Source organism: Streptomyces sp. SS1-1, assembly GCF_008973465.1.
GTDB lineage: Bacteria > Actinomycetota > Actinomycetes > Streptomycetales > Streptomycetaceae > Streptomyces.
This window is the reverse complement of record NZ_WBXN01000003.1, coordinates 1-14,134: the sequence shown is the minus strand read 5'-3', so window position 1 is coordinate 14,134 and position 14,134 is coordinate 1. Positions and strand designations below refer to the sequence as shown.

8 protein-coding genes and 9 pseudogenes are annotated in these 14,134 nt (G+C 69.8%); 12 read left to right on the top strand and 5 right to left on the bottom strand.

What is annotated here, in order from left to right; all coding sequences use genetic code 11:
- Positions 1-240 precede the first annotated feature (240 nt).
- From F8R89_RS37315 to F8R89_RS01300, 5 pseudogenes are all read left to right on the top strand, one after another.
- Positions 241-371: pseudogene (locus F8R89_RS37315) on the top strand (IS5/IS1182 family transposase); the annotation flags it as partial.
- A gap of 185 nt (positions 372-556) precedes the next feature.
- Positions 557-634 (top strand): annotated as a pseudogene (locus tag F8R89_RS37310) (glycosyl transferase family 1); the annotation flags it as partial.
- 182 nt (positions 635-816) lie between these two features.
- Positions 817-1,066: pseudogene (locus tag F8R89_RS36530) on the top strand (transposase); the annotation flags it as partial.
- Between the two features lie 230 nt (positions 1,067-1,296).
- Positions 1,297-2,401 (top strand): annotated as a pseudogene (locus F8R89_RS01310) (ABC transporter substrate-binding protein).
- 381 nt (positions 2,402-2,782) lie between these two features.
- Positions 2,783-3,047: pseudogene (locus tag F8R89_RS01300) on the top strand (IS5/IS1182 family transposase); the annotation flags it as partial.
- Positions 3,048-3,110: 63 nt separating this feature from the next.
- On the opposite strand, the gene F8R89_RS37065 reads toward F8R89_RS01300, so the two are convergent.
- From F8R89_RS37065 to F8R89_RS36520, 3 genes are all read right to left on the bottom strand, one after another.
- Positions 3,111-3,239, bottom strand: coding sequence for a hypothetical protein (locus F8R89_RS37065; RefSeq protein WP_264158879.1), 129 nt, complete (start codon positions 3,237-3,239; stop codon positions 3,111-3,113).
- Positions 3,240-3,293: 54 nt separating this feature from the next.
- Complete coding sequence (locus F8R89_RS36525; protein WP_225994285.1) at positions 3,294-3,527, bottom strand: hypothetical protein; 234 nt, start codon at positions 3,525-3,527, stop codon at positions 3,294-3,296.
- 439 nt (positions 3,528-3,966) lie between these two features.
- The gene (locus F8R89_RS36520) at positions 3,967-4,191 is read right to left on the bottom strand and encodes an FAD-dependent oxidoreductase (RefSeq protein ID WP_264158878.1); all 225 of its coding nucleotides are present in this window, start codon (positions 4,189-4,191) and stop codon (positions 3,967-3,969) included.
- Between F8R89_RS36520 and F8R89_RS36515 the strand changes: the two genes are divergently transcribed.
- The 5 genes and pseudogenes from F8R89_RS36515 (at position 4,175) to F8R89_RS01275 (ending at position 9,522) form a co-directional block, all read left to right on the top strand.
- Complete coding sequence (locus F8R89_RS36515; protein ID WP_225994286.1) at positions 4,175-4,501, top strand: hypothetical protein; 327 nt, start codon at positions 4,175-4,177, stop codon at positions 4,499-4,501. The two genes, F8R89_RS36520 and F8R89_RS36515, sit on opposite strands and share 17 nt — an antisense overlap.
- A 414-nt stretch (positions 4,502-4,915) precedes the next feature.
- Positions 4,916-5,895: pseudogene (locus F8R89_RS01290) on the top strand (ion transporter).
- A 498-nt stretch (positions 5,896-6,393) separates the two neighbouring features.
- Positions 6,394-7,649: pseudogene (locus F8R89_RS37305) on the top strand (serine hydrolase domain-containing protein).
- A gap of 138 nt (positions 7,650-7,787) precedes the next feature.
- Positions 7,788-8,570 (top strand): MEDS domain-containing protein, encoded by a 783-nt coding sequence (locus F8R89_RS01280; RefSeq protein ID WP_151782201.1) that lies wholly within the window; start codon positions 7,788-7,790, stop codon positions 8,568-8,570.
- Between the two features lie 97 nt (positions 8,571-8,667).
- Complete coding sequence (locus F8R89_RS01275) at positions 8,668-9,522, top strand: sensor histidine kinase (protein WP_318841257.1); 855 nt, start codon at positions 8,668-8,670, stop codon at positions 9,520-9,522.
- Positions 9,523-10,078: 556 nt separating this feature from the next.
- On the opposite strand, the pseudogene F8R89_RS01265 reads toward F8R89_RS01275, so the two are convergent.
- Together F8R89_RS01265 and F8R89_RS01260 are read right to left on the bottom strand one after the other, a co-directional pair.
- A pseudogene (locus F8R89_RS01265) lies at positions 10,079-11,384 on the bottom strand (PP2C family protein-serine/threonine phosphatase).
- 252 nt (positions 11,385-11,636) lie between these two features.
- Positions 11,637-11,948: a hypothetical protein gene (locus tag F8R89_RS01260; protein ID WP_151782132.1), complete on the bottom strand. Its 312-nt coding sequence runs from the start codon at positions 11,946-11,948 to the stop codon at positions 11,637-11,639.
- A gap of 96 nt (positions 11,949-12,044) precedes the next feature.
- On the opposite strand from F8R89_RS01260, the pseudogene F8R89_RS01255 reads away from it, so the two are divergent.
- A pseudogene (locus F8R89_RS01255) lies at positions 12,045-12,978 on the top strand (SDR family NAD(P)-dependent oxidoreductase).
- A 61-nt stretch (positions 12,979-13,039) separates the two neighbouring features.
- Positions 13,040-13,828 carry a TetR/AcrR family transcriptional regulator gene (locus F8R89_RS01250; protein WP_151782199.1) on the top strand — a complete coding sequence of 263 codons (789 nt, stop codon included), beginning with the start codon at positions 13,040-13,042 and terminating at the stop codon, positions 13,826-13,828.
- The last annotated feature ends 306 nt before the right edge of the window (positions 13,829-14,134 follow it).

The window sequence follows — 14,134 nt, the reverse complement described above, 5'->3', positions numbered from 1 at the left end:
ACTTCTCCCAGGCAGAGGCGACGGTCCTGCGCGAGGCCTGCGCGACGCTGGGGCGTTCCCGGCCGAATTCCAACTCTGAGTCCCGGCTGCGATCGACCCCTGGGTCCGCTCTGATCAGCGATCCGGCTGGCCGCTCCTCTCTGATCACCGGTCCGTTGATGTGGGTGCGTCGTTGACTGGACGCCCAGTGGGCCCGCCCTGCTCGCCCACACCGACACCGAAGGCGACCTGAACGGGCCGTCGCAGTCGACCACGACCGTGCGTGCGCACCAGCACGCCGCCGGGGCCCGTCAAAGGGGGCCCCTCCCGGCGAGCCTGACGACCATGCCCTCGGACGCTCCCGCGGTGGCCTGGCCACGAAGGCGCGAGCACCCGTTCGACCGATCGAAGCGGCCCTGGCTTCCGGGACTCGCACCGCACGTTTGGCCCGTGGCGTGGACACCACGGTCTTTCGCCCCGGCCTGGACGGCGGCCCGATGCGGGCCCTACGGCCGGGGCCGGTGATCCACCCCCACCACACACTCCCCTCCTTCTACGCCGCGGTGACGCCTTCGCCATGCCCTGCCGAAACCGCAGACGCGGCCTGGGGGTGGAGGGCCCGGGCATCGTCTGCCTGGAGACCGCCGCGTCCGGACTCCCCGTCCTTGCGGGTGGCATCGGCGGCGCCCCCGACGCGGTACGCGATGGTGAGCCGGCTATGTCGTCGCGGCGATCCGGCGGCAGCGGCGGCGGACAGGGTGACCAGATTCTTCCGCAACCCCGAACTCGTCCACACCGCAGGAGAAAGGGCTCGTCAACGGGTCCAGACGAAGTGACCTGGGACCGCTCCTACGCGACTCTGACCAGGCCGCGGTTCGCTCTGAGGGAGCGGCAGGGAGTGAGCGCAAGCCATACCCCAGCGACCTCTCCGACGAACGGTGGACTGATCGAACCGGTGATCATGGCCTGGAAGCAGAACCGGTTGGGCCGGTCGGCGACCGGCGACGCCGGCTCCTGCGATCTCCGGGACATCGTGAACGCGATCTTCCATTGGAACCGGACGGGATGTCAGTGGCGCTATCTGCCCTAACGCCCTTTAAGGTGCAGGCCCTCGTGCGTTGGCGCGATGACGATGAAGCCTGGCAGCTCGGCGAGCAAATAATCGGTTGCCTATTGGCGATGGTGGTGTATCCAATGACCGGCATGATCACCCGGTATGCCCGCCGCGGCGAGACGTGATGAGCGCGAACCGCCGGCCCGGCCGGCGCACGAGCCGGGCGGACTGCGACCGCACCGTCACAGGGGAGAAGTCACCCGATGAGCACGCCATCATCGCCGTCCGGAGCGGAGCACACAGACGGGTCGTCCGTCCGCCTGGGTGCTCTCGTACCGCTGACGCGCCCCGGCTGGGTGGAGGCGGGCCGACACCTGCTCGCAGGACTCGACCTGGCCGTTCGTGACGTCAACGATGCCGGCGGGATCGACGGCATACCAGGAGTTGGTGGTCCGGGACACCGCGGCCGATCCGGAGCGGGCCTCGGCGGCCGTGGACGAACTGGCCTGCCTGGGCGTGACCGCCGTGGCGGGCGAGTACCACAGCGTCGTCGCCCGCGCAGCCGCCGCCCGGGCCGACGCCCTCGGCGTGCCGTTCCTCTGCTCGTCCGCGGTGCTCGACGCACTCACCGAGGAGCCGATGAGTGGGTGGCGCGCCTGGCCCCGCCCAGTCCCACGGCTGGGCGATCTACGCGGACTTTCTCCTCGGCGCGGGCCGACGTCGGATCGCCGTGGCGACCCAGCCGAGCGTCTACTGGGCGTCGGGGACCCGTGTCCTTCGGGACCACCTCGCTCCGCGCGGCGGTACCGTCGTCGAACTCGACACGAACGCGCTCAGCCCCGAGGCCCTGTGCGACGCGCTCGTCGACCACGGCGCGACGGCGCTGCTCCTGCTGGTCGGCAATCCGGAGCCGGCGGTGCCGATCGTCAGAGCCGTCCGTGGCGACCGGCGGCTCGCGGAGATCCTGATCGGCGCTCCGGCCGGGCAACCGGAGTTCGCCGAATGGGCCGAGGTGCTGGGCGAGGACGGCACGGGATCCCGTTCCTGCGCTACCTGCCCGAGCGCCTCGGTCCGCTCGGCGAACGTGTCAGGAAGGAGCTGCGCGAGCGGCTGGGCGAAGCGCCCTCCTTCGTCGCCTTCGAGGGCTGGGACACCGTGACCGTCCTCGCCGACATGATGCGTTCCCACAGCACGGACCGGGCGGCCATCGCCGAGTCATGGCCGCGCGTGGCGGTCGAGGGCACCCGCGGGCCGATCCGGTTTTCCCGCGCGCCGGGCATCAGCGTTTGGCAATCGGCTTGGACACCGATCCAAGTCGTTGATCGGGACCCGGCGGAGCCCGATCGCTTCGGATCCCACGCTGGCTGAGAGAACGCGGAGGCCCGATTGCCTAAATTGTCCGAGTTTGAGGCTTCCATCTGGCCATCCAGGCTGGCCGCTTCACGACCGGGGGCCGCGACCGCATTCTCGGACAATCGTGCGGCAATCGGCGCTCGGGTGCGTTCTGCTGGTCGCAGCCACTCGTGGATAGCCGCGACCAGCACGGTCGCCTCGTAGCGGACGGCGGGCTTCTCGTATTGCGTGGCGATCGCGCGGTGTCGCTTGAGGCGATGGATGCCGCACTCAACCGCGTGGCGTCCCGTGTAGTCGGACTTGTCGAATCGGCGGCCGGCCACCGCGCGAACCGCGTTCTTGCGGTCTCCGGGATCGTGCGGCGGATCCCGCGCTTGCGCAGGTAGGCGCGGTCCGGACCGCGGCTACGACCACGACAAGTACCGCCGGCTTCTGCGGCAGCGCGGCATCCGCCCGGTGATCGCCGAGGCGTGGCCAGCCGCACGGTACCGGCCTGGGCCCCTTCCGCTGGGTGGTCGAACGGACGACCTCCTGGCGGCTGTATGGCTTCCGCCGGCTACGCATCGGTGGGAACGACGCGACGACATCCACGAGGCTTCCTCGGATCGCCGTCTGCCTGATCACCCACCGGCACGTCCAGAGGCTTCGTCAGGGCCAGTAAGCCCTGCCACCGCAACCGGCGCGTTCCGGTGGCCGCAAGCTCAGCCGGGCTGGATGTTGTGGTTCACCCGGAACATGTTGGCGGGTCGTACGCCTTCTTCGCCGCGGCCAGACGGCGGTAGCGCTCAGCGCCGTAGACCTCGCTGAGCCGCTCGCTGTCCGTGGCCTCTTCGGTGGAGAGGAAGTTGACCATCCTGCGCCGGTCTGTCAGGCTCCATCGCGTTCATCACCTCGTCGAGCTTGGCGCTCAGGAACTCGGCCCGTCGGGGGCGCCCACACCGAAACCGAAGAGGACGAAAGGAAGCCCGCGGCTGGACACGGCGTTGGGAACCTCGGGTTCACGGTCGAGCGCACCGCCGAGCATGCGGATCTCGACGCTCACCAGCGGGGAGTCCGAGCCTGGACCGAGCAGTTCGATCAACTTGTCGGCCGCCTCGGCGGGGAGCGCGCGCAACAGCGTCGTCCGGTCGTAATACGGCATCGGCGTCGGCGGTCCATGTGAACGGCGCCCATCGCGGTGTAGGGCATCTCGCCCACGGCGTCGATGAGTGCTGGGGCGGCCGCCCGCAGGGGTGCGATCAGCCGCTCGCCCTCGGCCGACGGGCCGAGGTAGGCGAAGCGTACGTGCACTACGAAGGCCCCCGGAGGGGTTCCGGCAACTCCGGCAGCGAGGGAGCCGCTGCACGGCGACCGAGGAGGACATCTCCTCCGGCATGTCTGCTTGCCAGGTGCGCCAGGTGTGGAGCACCTCGGTGAGTCGTTCGCCGGGGAAGTAGATGCCGCCGCCGTAGAAATGGGTCACCGGGAACAGGTCGAACTCCAGGGCGGTGACCACGCCGAAGTTGCCCTTCCCTCCGAGTAGCGACAGAACAGTTCGGAATCGCTGTCCGGCGTGACGTGCCGCAACTCGCCGTCGGCGGTCACCACTTCCAGCGAGCGGACGTGGTCCGCCGCGTACCCCGGCTTCGGCCGAAGACCGGGCTGAGTCCACCTCCGAGGGTGTAGCCGGCGACGCCCACCAGCGGCGCGGAGCCGCTCATCGGGGCCAGGCCGGCCTCGGCGGCCCGGTCCATGACCTCCTGCCAGATCACTCCGGCCTCGACCCGTGCGCGTCTGCGGTGCGCGTCGATGGTGATGCCCTTCATGCGGCGGGTACTGATCAAGACCCCGCCCGGGCGGGTGGACCTGTTGGTGACCCGTGGTCTTCACCGACACGGGTCTGCCCTGGCGGGCCGCGAAGCGGACGGCCGCCTGTACGTCGGCCGCGTCGGCGGCACCGACCGCGAGCGCCGGCTCCAGGAGAACGTTCAGGTTGTAGATCCGGCACTCGGCGTCGTACCCCTCCTCGCCGGGCAGCAGGACAGGGCCGGTCGCCAGCAACGCGAGTTCGGCCGCTTCGGCGGGCGACACGGGTGGCAGCAGATCGTCAAAGGTCATGGGTTCCTCGTCACTTGAGGCCAGGCTGAGCAGGCGGACACCCGCTGGTTCATCGCGCTGTGTGAGCCGAAACCGCACGGGCGGGCAAGAAGCCGCATCCCTGGCGGGCGGGCAACGGAATTTATATTACATGCATAATCTAACGCGTCCGTTGCAGGTCAGCCTGGTCGCGTCACACCATCGCTTTCGGACCCAGCGCCCTCCTCGTCAGCGCTGGAGACCATCAGCCCCGTAAGAGCGCAACCTTCCGTGAAGGAGCCCCGCCTGCGGCATGACAGATCACCGGCCCGGGGGCCGCCTGGCTTCCCCGGTCGCTCACGCATCGGCAATACAGTGCTGTAGAAGTCTCTTCTAGATCTTGCTCGCGCGACGAGCTGCCGCGCGTTCGGCGGCGGCGGCCCGTCGCACATCCGGAGGAGAAGAAGCAGCAGAATGCCGCAACACCAAGATCAAGTGGCTGGAGTCAACGCCCCGTCCGGACGTCGACGAGTCGCCGTGTACTGCCGCGGGGTCACCGAGGCCCGCTGGTTCGCGCTCACCGTCTTCACGGTGATCCTTGGCAACGCCGTCCTGCTGGGCCTGGAGACGTACTCCGGTCTCGCACAGGAGTGGCATGGCTGGTTACGGCTGGCCGAGCACGTCTGCCTGGCCGCGTTCACCGTCGAGATCGTGCTGCGCATGGCCGCGCACGCGGACCGGCCCCGCGGCTTCTGGGAGGACCCGTGGAACGTCTTCGATCTCGCGGTCGTCCTGTGTGCCTTCGCGCCCGTCGTGCGGGAGAACACCACCGTGTTGCGGCTGCTCAGGCTGGCCAGGGTCCTGCGGACCGCCCGCTTCCTGCCCCAACTGCGCATCGTGCTCGTCGCCGTGGGCCGCAGCCTCCCGGGCACGCTGAGCTTCCTCCTCGTGGGCGCCTGCTGCTGTACGTGTACGCGATGGTCGGCTGGGTCTTCTTCGGCCGCCACGACCCCGAACACTACGGCTCCATCGGCCGCGCAGTGCTCACCCTCTTCCTCCTGATGACCCTGGACGGGATCGGGGACGCCGTACGCGCCGGCCTGGAGATCTCCCGCTGGAGCCTGCTCTACTACGCCTCCTACGTCCTGCTCGCCTCGTTCGTCCTCGTCAACGTCCTCATCGGCGTCGTCCTCACCTCCCTCGAAGAGGCCAAGGGCATGGACGAGGAACGGGAGCCGCCACAAGCCCGACACCGGACACCGCAACCGCAGGACGAACAACTCCTACTCCAACGCATCGAGGTCGCCCGCCGCGCCTTGGACGATCTCGAGCGGGACGTCATCCGGTCCACGGACTGTGTGCCGCTTCCAGTCGGGCAGAGGGGACATTCGCGGGGCGAGGGCGTGTCCCTCGCCCACGCGGACCCTGGATCCCACCGATCCGCGGACTCCTGAGGAGCCGGCCGTGCCGCCCGCCGTTCGCCATGGCCTACCGGGCCAAGAACAGCCCGCCTATTCCGGCCAGGCGTTCCCCATGATGATGTCCACGACGTCTTTCCTGTTGAACAAGGTGTCGTCCGCGGCTTCACGAACCAGCGACGTCGCCTCGGCCACGAGCTTCGTGTCGGGATGCTGATTCCAGCAATTGTTTCAGGCGCGGTACCTCCATATAAGGGCTGTGAATCGATTCCAGTTTCGGACGGCACCGACCATTGATCCATCCACCCGAAACCGGACACGTATCCCATAGACCGAAACCTCGGTCATGGACGGGGGAGCAGCGGTCAACCGGGGAGCGGAACGACTTGGAGCCGGTCCAGGGCGCCGGTGACCACGCCGGTCCGGAGCCCGTGCACAGCGATACGCGGGGGGCGAGGAGGGGTGCCAGCACCACCCCCGTCCGGGCAGCCAGCCGGATGGTCCGCGGCGCCGCCCCTCCGTAGCGTTCCGGCCATGGAGATCACGAAAAGTACGCGGTGGGGCCGGTCCGCACGGTGGCGTGCGGGGCTGGCAGTGACAGGGATCGCCGCAATCGGGACCGTATCGCTTCTCGGGCCGGGCACCACGGCCGAAGCCATGGGCTCCGGCGGCGGGGACGCGCGGGCGCGGCTGCAGCGGGACGCGGACGCGGTACGGGACACGGGAGCCACCGGGCTGACGGTGCTCGCCCGGGACGGGTCCGGGCGCGAGACGCAGGTCAGGTCGGGCACCGCGAGCCTGAAGGACGGGGGCCGGGTGCCCTTGGACGCCTACTACCGCATCGGCAGCGACACCAAGACCTTCACGGCCGTGACCACGCTCCAGCTCGTCGGCGAGGGCACGCTGAGCCTGGACGACACCGTCGAGCGGTGGCTGCCCGGGGTGGTCGCCGGCAACGGCAACGACGGCAGCCGCATCACCTTGCGCAACCTGCTCCAGCACACCAGCGGCCTGGCCGACTACACGGACATCGCCTTCGAGGACCCGGCGGAGCTGACGCCCGAGCGCTTCCACGCACAGCGGTTCCGCTCACAGACCCCCGAGGAGCAGGTGGCCGTGGCGATGGGTCGCGCCCCCAGCTGGCTGCCGGACGCGGACGATCCGGGTGCCGAGACGCGGTGGGCGTACTCCAACACCAACTACGTGGTGCTCGGGATGATCATCGAGAAGGCCACCGCAACCCCTGGCCGCAGGAGGTGCACGACCGGATCATCGAACCCCTGGGGCTGCGCCACACGCTGATACCGGACACCTCGCCGTACGTGCCGATGCCGACGGCCGTGGGATACACACAGTTCCCCGGCCGGAACGACCTCACCGACACCACGCTGGCCGTGGGCGGCGGCGCGGACGGCGGCATCATCAGCACCACTCGCGACATGAACACCTTCCTGCGCGCCCTCTTGAGCGGCCGGCTGCTGCCGCCGGAGCAGCTGCGGCAGATGCGTACCACCGTCCCGGCGCCCGGCTACACCACCGACGGCAGGGCGCGGTACGGCCTCGGCCTCGCCTGGCGCCCGGCCCAGGGCTGCGCAAGTGGGATCTGGTACCACGGCGGTACGTCCTTCGGCACCGTCTCCGAGACCGCGGTCACGCCCGACGGCCGGGTGTCGGCCGCGGCCGCCGTCTTCACCACGCGCTTCGGTGACGAGAAGCGCTTCCTCGAGCAGGCGGATGCCGCGGTCCGCCTGTTGGACCGGGCGGTGTGCGGCGACCGGAAGCCCGGGTGACCAGAGGAGCACACCCGTAGAGGACACCGTGAGGCACGCTCTGATGGTGCGGCTCCAAGTGATCGGCCATGGCCCGATCGGCTTGGTGATGGGCGCGTTCGGAACATTAAGGTGGGAGGCGAGGCGAGGGAGGAAGCCGTGAGAGCGACCCGCGCGGTGGAGACGCTGGATGAGGTCGATGCAGGTGACCATGTGTGTCAGCTTCTGGACGTCACGGACGATGTGATGGTCCGAAGCCGGGCCTTCGTCGCGGACGGGGCCCTCTTCGGCGACAAGGTGCTGATCGTCTCGCCCTCCGCACAGGTCACGGCTGATGCCGTTGCCCTGGTACTCGATCCGAGGCGGCTCGAGGAACCCCTTCTCGCGGTGGTGCGCCGGGAGGCGGCCAGCGCCGAGAGCGAGGGATACCGGTCCCTGCGGGTGCTGCACCACGTGACCGGTGAGGCAGCCGGCGGTGGTGCTGAGCGGTTGCTGCGCAGTGAGCTGGAACTGGAGGAGTTCGCCGCCGACAGTGGCGCGTCCGTGGTCTGCGCCTATCAGCGGGGCAACTGGGACGCCGCCCCCTGGACAAGCTCAGATGTGTGCACCCCCCCACACCTGGGCAGCCGACCGATATCGCCCTCGTTTCAGCTCTACAGGGCGGGAAAGGGCGGCTGGACGGTGAGGGGGATCGTCGACACCGAGGGTGCTGTGGCCTTCGGAGCCATCCTGGTCACGCTACTGCGGCAGACGACCACGGTGCGGCTGCTGTGCCAGACCCTGGACTTCTTCGACGCAGCAGGCATGAGCGCCCTCGCCGACGCCGCTCGAGCACTGCCCGATCGCAAGATCGTGCTGGAGGGAACCAATGAGACCGTACGACTGGCCTGGGACCTCTCCGGCTTCGCAGACCCTTCCATCCCCGTGGTGATGACGCCATGACCTCCTCCGAGACCCACACCACGCCGTCACCGTCCGGGAGGGTTACAGGCACGAGCTGTACCCCTACCAGGGAAGCGACGAGTTCCTCCAGGGCACCTTGGGCTTCATCCAGGAGGCCCGCGACGGTGGAGAGGCCGTCGTCGTCGCCGTCCCGGAAGAGAAGGCGGCCCTCCTGCGCGCGGAGATGCCCGAGGACGACGCGGTCCGCTACGTCGAGACCAGCGCGGTGGCGCACCATCCGGGCCGGCTCATCGGGGCCTGGCAGGGATGGATCAAGGCGCACAGCGACGAGGGCCGACCGGTGCGCGGGATCGGCGAATCTCCCTGGGGCGCGGTGCGAAGTCCCGCGGAGGCGGAAGAGCTGCGCTACCACGAGTGGCTGCTGAACAAGGCGTTCTCGGCCGGTCCGGCGTGGTGGCTGCTGTGCCCGTACGACATCGCGGGCGAAGGGGCTGAGCTGGACCGGATGTCTCGCTGCCACCCCACCATCCGCACGGCCGGCCGCAGCGAAACGAGCGAGACCTACGACCTGCGGGCACCCTTCGACTTCAGCCCGCTCAGTCATCCCTGCTCCCCCTACGAGGAGTTCGCCTACAGCAGAGGTGACCTCCCCGCGCTCAGGGAGAAGATCGCCTGCGCGGACCAGCTCGGGCTGGAAGGTGCCCGCCTGCGCGAGCTGCATCTGGCGGCGACCGAAATCGCCGCCAACAGCATCCGGCACGGCGGCGGGCAGGGCGTGTTGCGGATGTGGAGCCAGGAACAGCGCCTGGTGTGCGAGTTCCGCGACGCCGGGTACATCGCCGACCCACTCATGGGCCGTTCACGGCCCACCCGGACCCAGGTGGGCGGGCGGGGCCTCTGGCTCGCGCACCAACTGTGCGATCTGGTCGAGATCCGTTCGACTCCTGACGAAGGAACGACGATCCGCCTGCACACCGGAGTGACGGACTGAGGTGCGAGGATGGCGCCGCCGGTGCCTGACATGACCGCGGGTTCCGGCACCGGCGGGGATGCCGGGCTCGGCGGGGCACAGCCGTGCCGTTGACCGACGCGCACCGACGCGCTCGAGTCGTTGCTGCCGGCGTCGTATTGAAACCATTCGTGCCGCCGCCCGAGGCCGGCGCCCGATTCTCCTCAGCGAACGGGCGTATCCGATGTGCACCCCATCTACAACTCCGTGCGTTCACACCGTTGACGGTCCGTCACATCTCCCTGACTTCACGACAGCGGCGCGACGATCCCGGCCCTCATCGCCGGCCGGCTGACCTCGACCTTGTCGCTGCCACAGATCTCGCTCGGTTACGGCGCACTGGCGCTGGCCTCCGCCTTGTTCACCGTCCTGGGCGCACGCGATTCGCACGCGCCAGCCGGGGCCGGGCACGGGACGCTCGCGAACACCGAGAATTCTGGGAGCCGTCCGATGGGCCGACGCGGTGCTGACCACCAGTGACCGGGACGAGGTGACTGCCCGTCAGTCAGGTGCCGGGAGGCCTTCGTGCCCTGCCTGCTCACACCGGCGGCTGTGGGGGAGTGGTGCTGACCGGAATGCGCAGGGCGAGGATGGCCATGTCGTCCTGGCCGTCGCTCGGGTGATGATCGGCCAGGACCTGCACGAGTTCGTGCAGTGGCCGGGAGGCGTGGGTGGCGGCGAGGTCGGCGAGCGCGGTGAGGCCCACGTCGATGGAATGGGCGGGATGCTCGATGAGTCCGTCGGTGAAGAAGAGGAGGATCGATCCCGCGGGCAGGGAGCGCGTGTGGTCGGGGCGGTGCTCGCCGGTGCTCACCCCGAGCGGCAGGCCGGGCTCGGCGTGCAGGTACTCCGTGCTCAGGTCAGGGCTGATCAGCAGGGGCGGGAAGTGCCCGGCGGTGCTCCAGCGCAGGACCCATCCGTCGGTGCCGGCTTCGACGCGGGCCAGGCACGCGGTGGTGACCGGCACGTCCGCGGTGGCGTGCAGGGTGCGGTCCAGCTGGGCGAGGATCGCGCTGGGCGGCGTAAGGCGGTCGTACAGCAGCGCCCGGAGCATGCTGTGGGTCTGCGCCATGGCGGCTGCCGCGTACAGGTCATGGCCGCCGACGTCACCGATCATGATGCCGACCGTGCCGTCGGGCAGCACCATGGCGTCGTACCAGTCCCCGCCGAGCCGGTTGGGCTCGGCGGCCGGCCGGTAGACGGTGGCGGCGGTGAAGGGGCTCAGATCGGGCAGCGTGGGCAGCAGCAGACGCTGGAAGGCCTCCGCGCTGTCACGGACCTGCCCGAACAGGCGGGCGTTCTCGATCGCGATACCGGCGGCGCCGGCGAGGGCGACCACCACGTCCTCGTCATCAGGGCCGAAAGGGCGGCCGTCGAGACGTTCGGACAGGTAGAGGTCGCCGTAGATTTCGCCGCGGACACTGATCGCCACCCCCAGCAGCGTGCGCATGGGCGGATGACCGGGCGGGAAGCCGGCGGAGAGGATGGGAGGGGATGTCGTCGACACGGAGTGGTTCGGGATTGTGGATCAGATGGCCGAGCACACCACGACCATGGGGGAACGCCACCCCGCCCAGATCGGCGCGTTCCTTCTCACTCAGCCCCGCCGTGATGAAGGCCTTGAGGTACTCGCCGGACTCGTGCAGGACACCCAGGGCGCCGTAGCGGGCGCCGACCAGATCCATGGCCGTGGTGACGATGCGCTGCAACACGGCCGAGAGATCCAGTTCCCCGCTGATCGCCAGTACGGCGCCCAGCAGGCCCTGCAGCCGGTCCTTGGCATCGGCCAGAGCCCGCAACTGCGCACCGATCTCGTCCAGCTCCGAATCCAGCTGCAGCCGCAGGTCAGGAACCCTCGGCTGGCCGGTCTGCCCGGGCTGGTCCTGGTCACTCAACGCGCGTGCCTCTGGATCTTGTGATGTGCAGTCGGGTCCACCTGCGCCGAGCCGCCTACGGAAGGGAGGCGACCACCGCGCAGGATTGCCCCATTTCACACTTTCGCAAACGGGTCCTGTGCTTGGCCGGCAAGTGCGGTGCCAGGCGCTGCGTCGGCCGGCGGCACCTGTGCAGCACCGCTTGCTTCCGTGTGGTCATCTCTACGCGGTCTGCGTGATCCAGGTCGCTGTCGGCGCGCGGATCTGCTCGATCTTCTTCCGGTACTCGGCAGTCACGCCAATGCATGGCGGGGAAGAGTTCGTCGGCCAGTCGGAGCATGTGAAGGGGCTGCGGGCCCAACCGGTGACGGTGAGGGCGTGACGGGCGATGCGGCAGGCCTGGCGCTGCTGGTCGAGCAGGTGGAGACCGGCGGCGTATATGGAGCCGAAGTGCTCGAAGTCCCACGTGAGGTGGGTGACCGTGCGTGGCAGCTCGCTCGAGGCGGCAGCGAGGAATACAGACTGTCTGAACACGCTGTATGGTTGATAGGGAAGATGACGTCGGACCGTCGAGTGCAGACCCGCCCCCCCGGCACCGTGACGACGGCCCCCACTAGGCAGGACACAGCTATGACGCCCATAACCACTCCCTTCGGGATGCGCGCGACCGCGGCCGAGGTGCTCGACGGAGTCGACCTGCGCGGGCGACGGATGATCGTCACCGGTGGGTCCTCCGGGCTCGGCCTCGAGACGGTCCGCGCGCTCGCCGGGGCCGGCGCCGAGGTGACGATCGCCACCCGGAACCCCGACGCGGCCAGGTCTCTCGTCGACGAGTTCCCCGGCACCCGGGCGGCCGCGCTCGAGCTCGGGGACCTGGATTCCGTCCGTGCCTTCTGCGAATCCTGGGAAGGGCCGCTCGACGGCCTCGTCGCGAACGCCGGCGTGATGATGCTCCCGACCCGCCAGGTCAGCGCCCAGGGCTGGGAGTTGCAACTCGCCACGAACTACCTCGGTCACTTCGCCCTGGCCGTCGGCCTGCACTCCGCCCTGAGGAGCGCGGAGAACGCCCGCGTCGTCGTGGTCAGCTCCGGCGCACAGCTGCGAGCCGGGTTCGACTTCGACGACCCGCAGTTCGAGGAGCGTCCCTACGACCCGTTCGTCGCCTACGCGCAGTCGAAGACCGCCGACGTGCTGCTGGCCGTCGGGATCAGCCGGCGGTGGGCCGGGACGGCATCACCGCCAACGCCTGCGCTCCCGGCTGGATCCACACCAACCTCGCCCGTCACCTCGACGAGGCCACCCTGCGAGCGCTCGGCGCGCTGGACGAGGACGGCAACCTCGTCACCCCGGACTACTACAAGACCCCGGCGCAGGGCGCCGCCACGAGCACCCTGCTGGCCGCGTCCCCCTCCTCGACGGCGTGACCGGCCGGTACTTCGAGGACAACCAGGAATCCGAGGTCGTCGACGGCGGGCCCGACGTGATGGCCGGTGTGGCGAAGTGGTCGGTGGACGCCGACGCAGCCGACCGGCTGTGGGACTACGCTCTGCCCGTGGTGCGCTGAACCCGCACTCCGCCGCACCCCGCGGAGCGCACACGCCCGAGGACGTACGAGAGAGATCTTGATGAGACCCGTCACACGACGCCAGGCCGACCACCACGCGGCACGCTCGGCCGCGACGGTGGCCCAGGTCATGTCCACCCTGCAGCGGCTCCTGGAGTCCGGCGAAGCCTTCTCCGAGATCAGCGTCCAGCGGATCCTGGAGGAGGCGGGCGTCTCCCGGGCCACGTTCTACGCGCACTTCCAGAGCAAGTCCGACGTACTGGTCAGGCTCACCGACGACCTGCGGGAGTCACTGCTCACGCACGCACAACAGTGGAATCCCGCCGCCGGGCCGGAGGCGCTCGCGCACTTCTTCGAAGACGTGATCAAGACGCACCGCCTCCATCAGAGCCTGATCACGGCGGTGCGCGAGGCCGCCGCCTACGACCCGACGGTGCACGACTTCTACACGGCCGACCTCGAGGGCTTCGAGGTGAACGCCCTGCGGTCCCTGCTCGCTGACCAGGCGGCCGGGCTCGCCCCGCCCGACCTCGACGCGGCCTCCGCCAGCCGCATCATCGTCTGGGGAGGCGCGCAGGCGATCGCCCACCACATCAGCGTCGACGATGGCAGCGGTGACGGCGCCTTCGCCCGCGAACTCGCCCGGATCTGGTGGCACGGCGCCTACCGACGCCCCGAACCGACGGCGCCGCTGAGGCGGACGTGGCGGCCGACTAGCCGAGGACCGCCGTCCTCGCTCCCCGGCACCGGGTGGTGCCGCCGACGGGGGAGCGGCCCGTGGGCCGGCCTTATGCGAGATCCCAGTCCAGGCGGAGGATGGCGAGATCGTCCGTGTGCCGGTTGGCGTTGAGGGCGCGGGTCTCGACGATGAGCGCGTCGAGGTGGGCGCCGGGGGGTCCGCGGCGTGGAGGCGCGTCGAGGATGCCGAGCAGGCCGTCGAACTCCGAGCCGGGTGCCGGTGATGCCGGCGAAGCCTTCGATGAGGCCGTCCGTGTAGGGAGCAGAGCTCCGCGCGGAGGAGGGGGAAGGTCGGCGACGGCCACTTGCCCAGGCCGGGTGCGACACCGAGGGCGACTCCGTGGGCGGCGGTCACCTCACGCGGCGCCGGCGCTGGTCAGCAGCAGAGGTTCATGGTGGCCGGCCAGGTGCAGGGTGC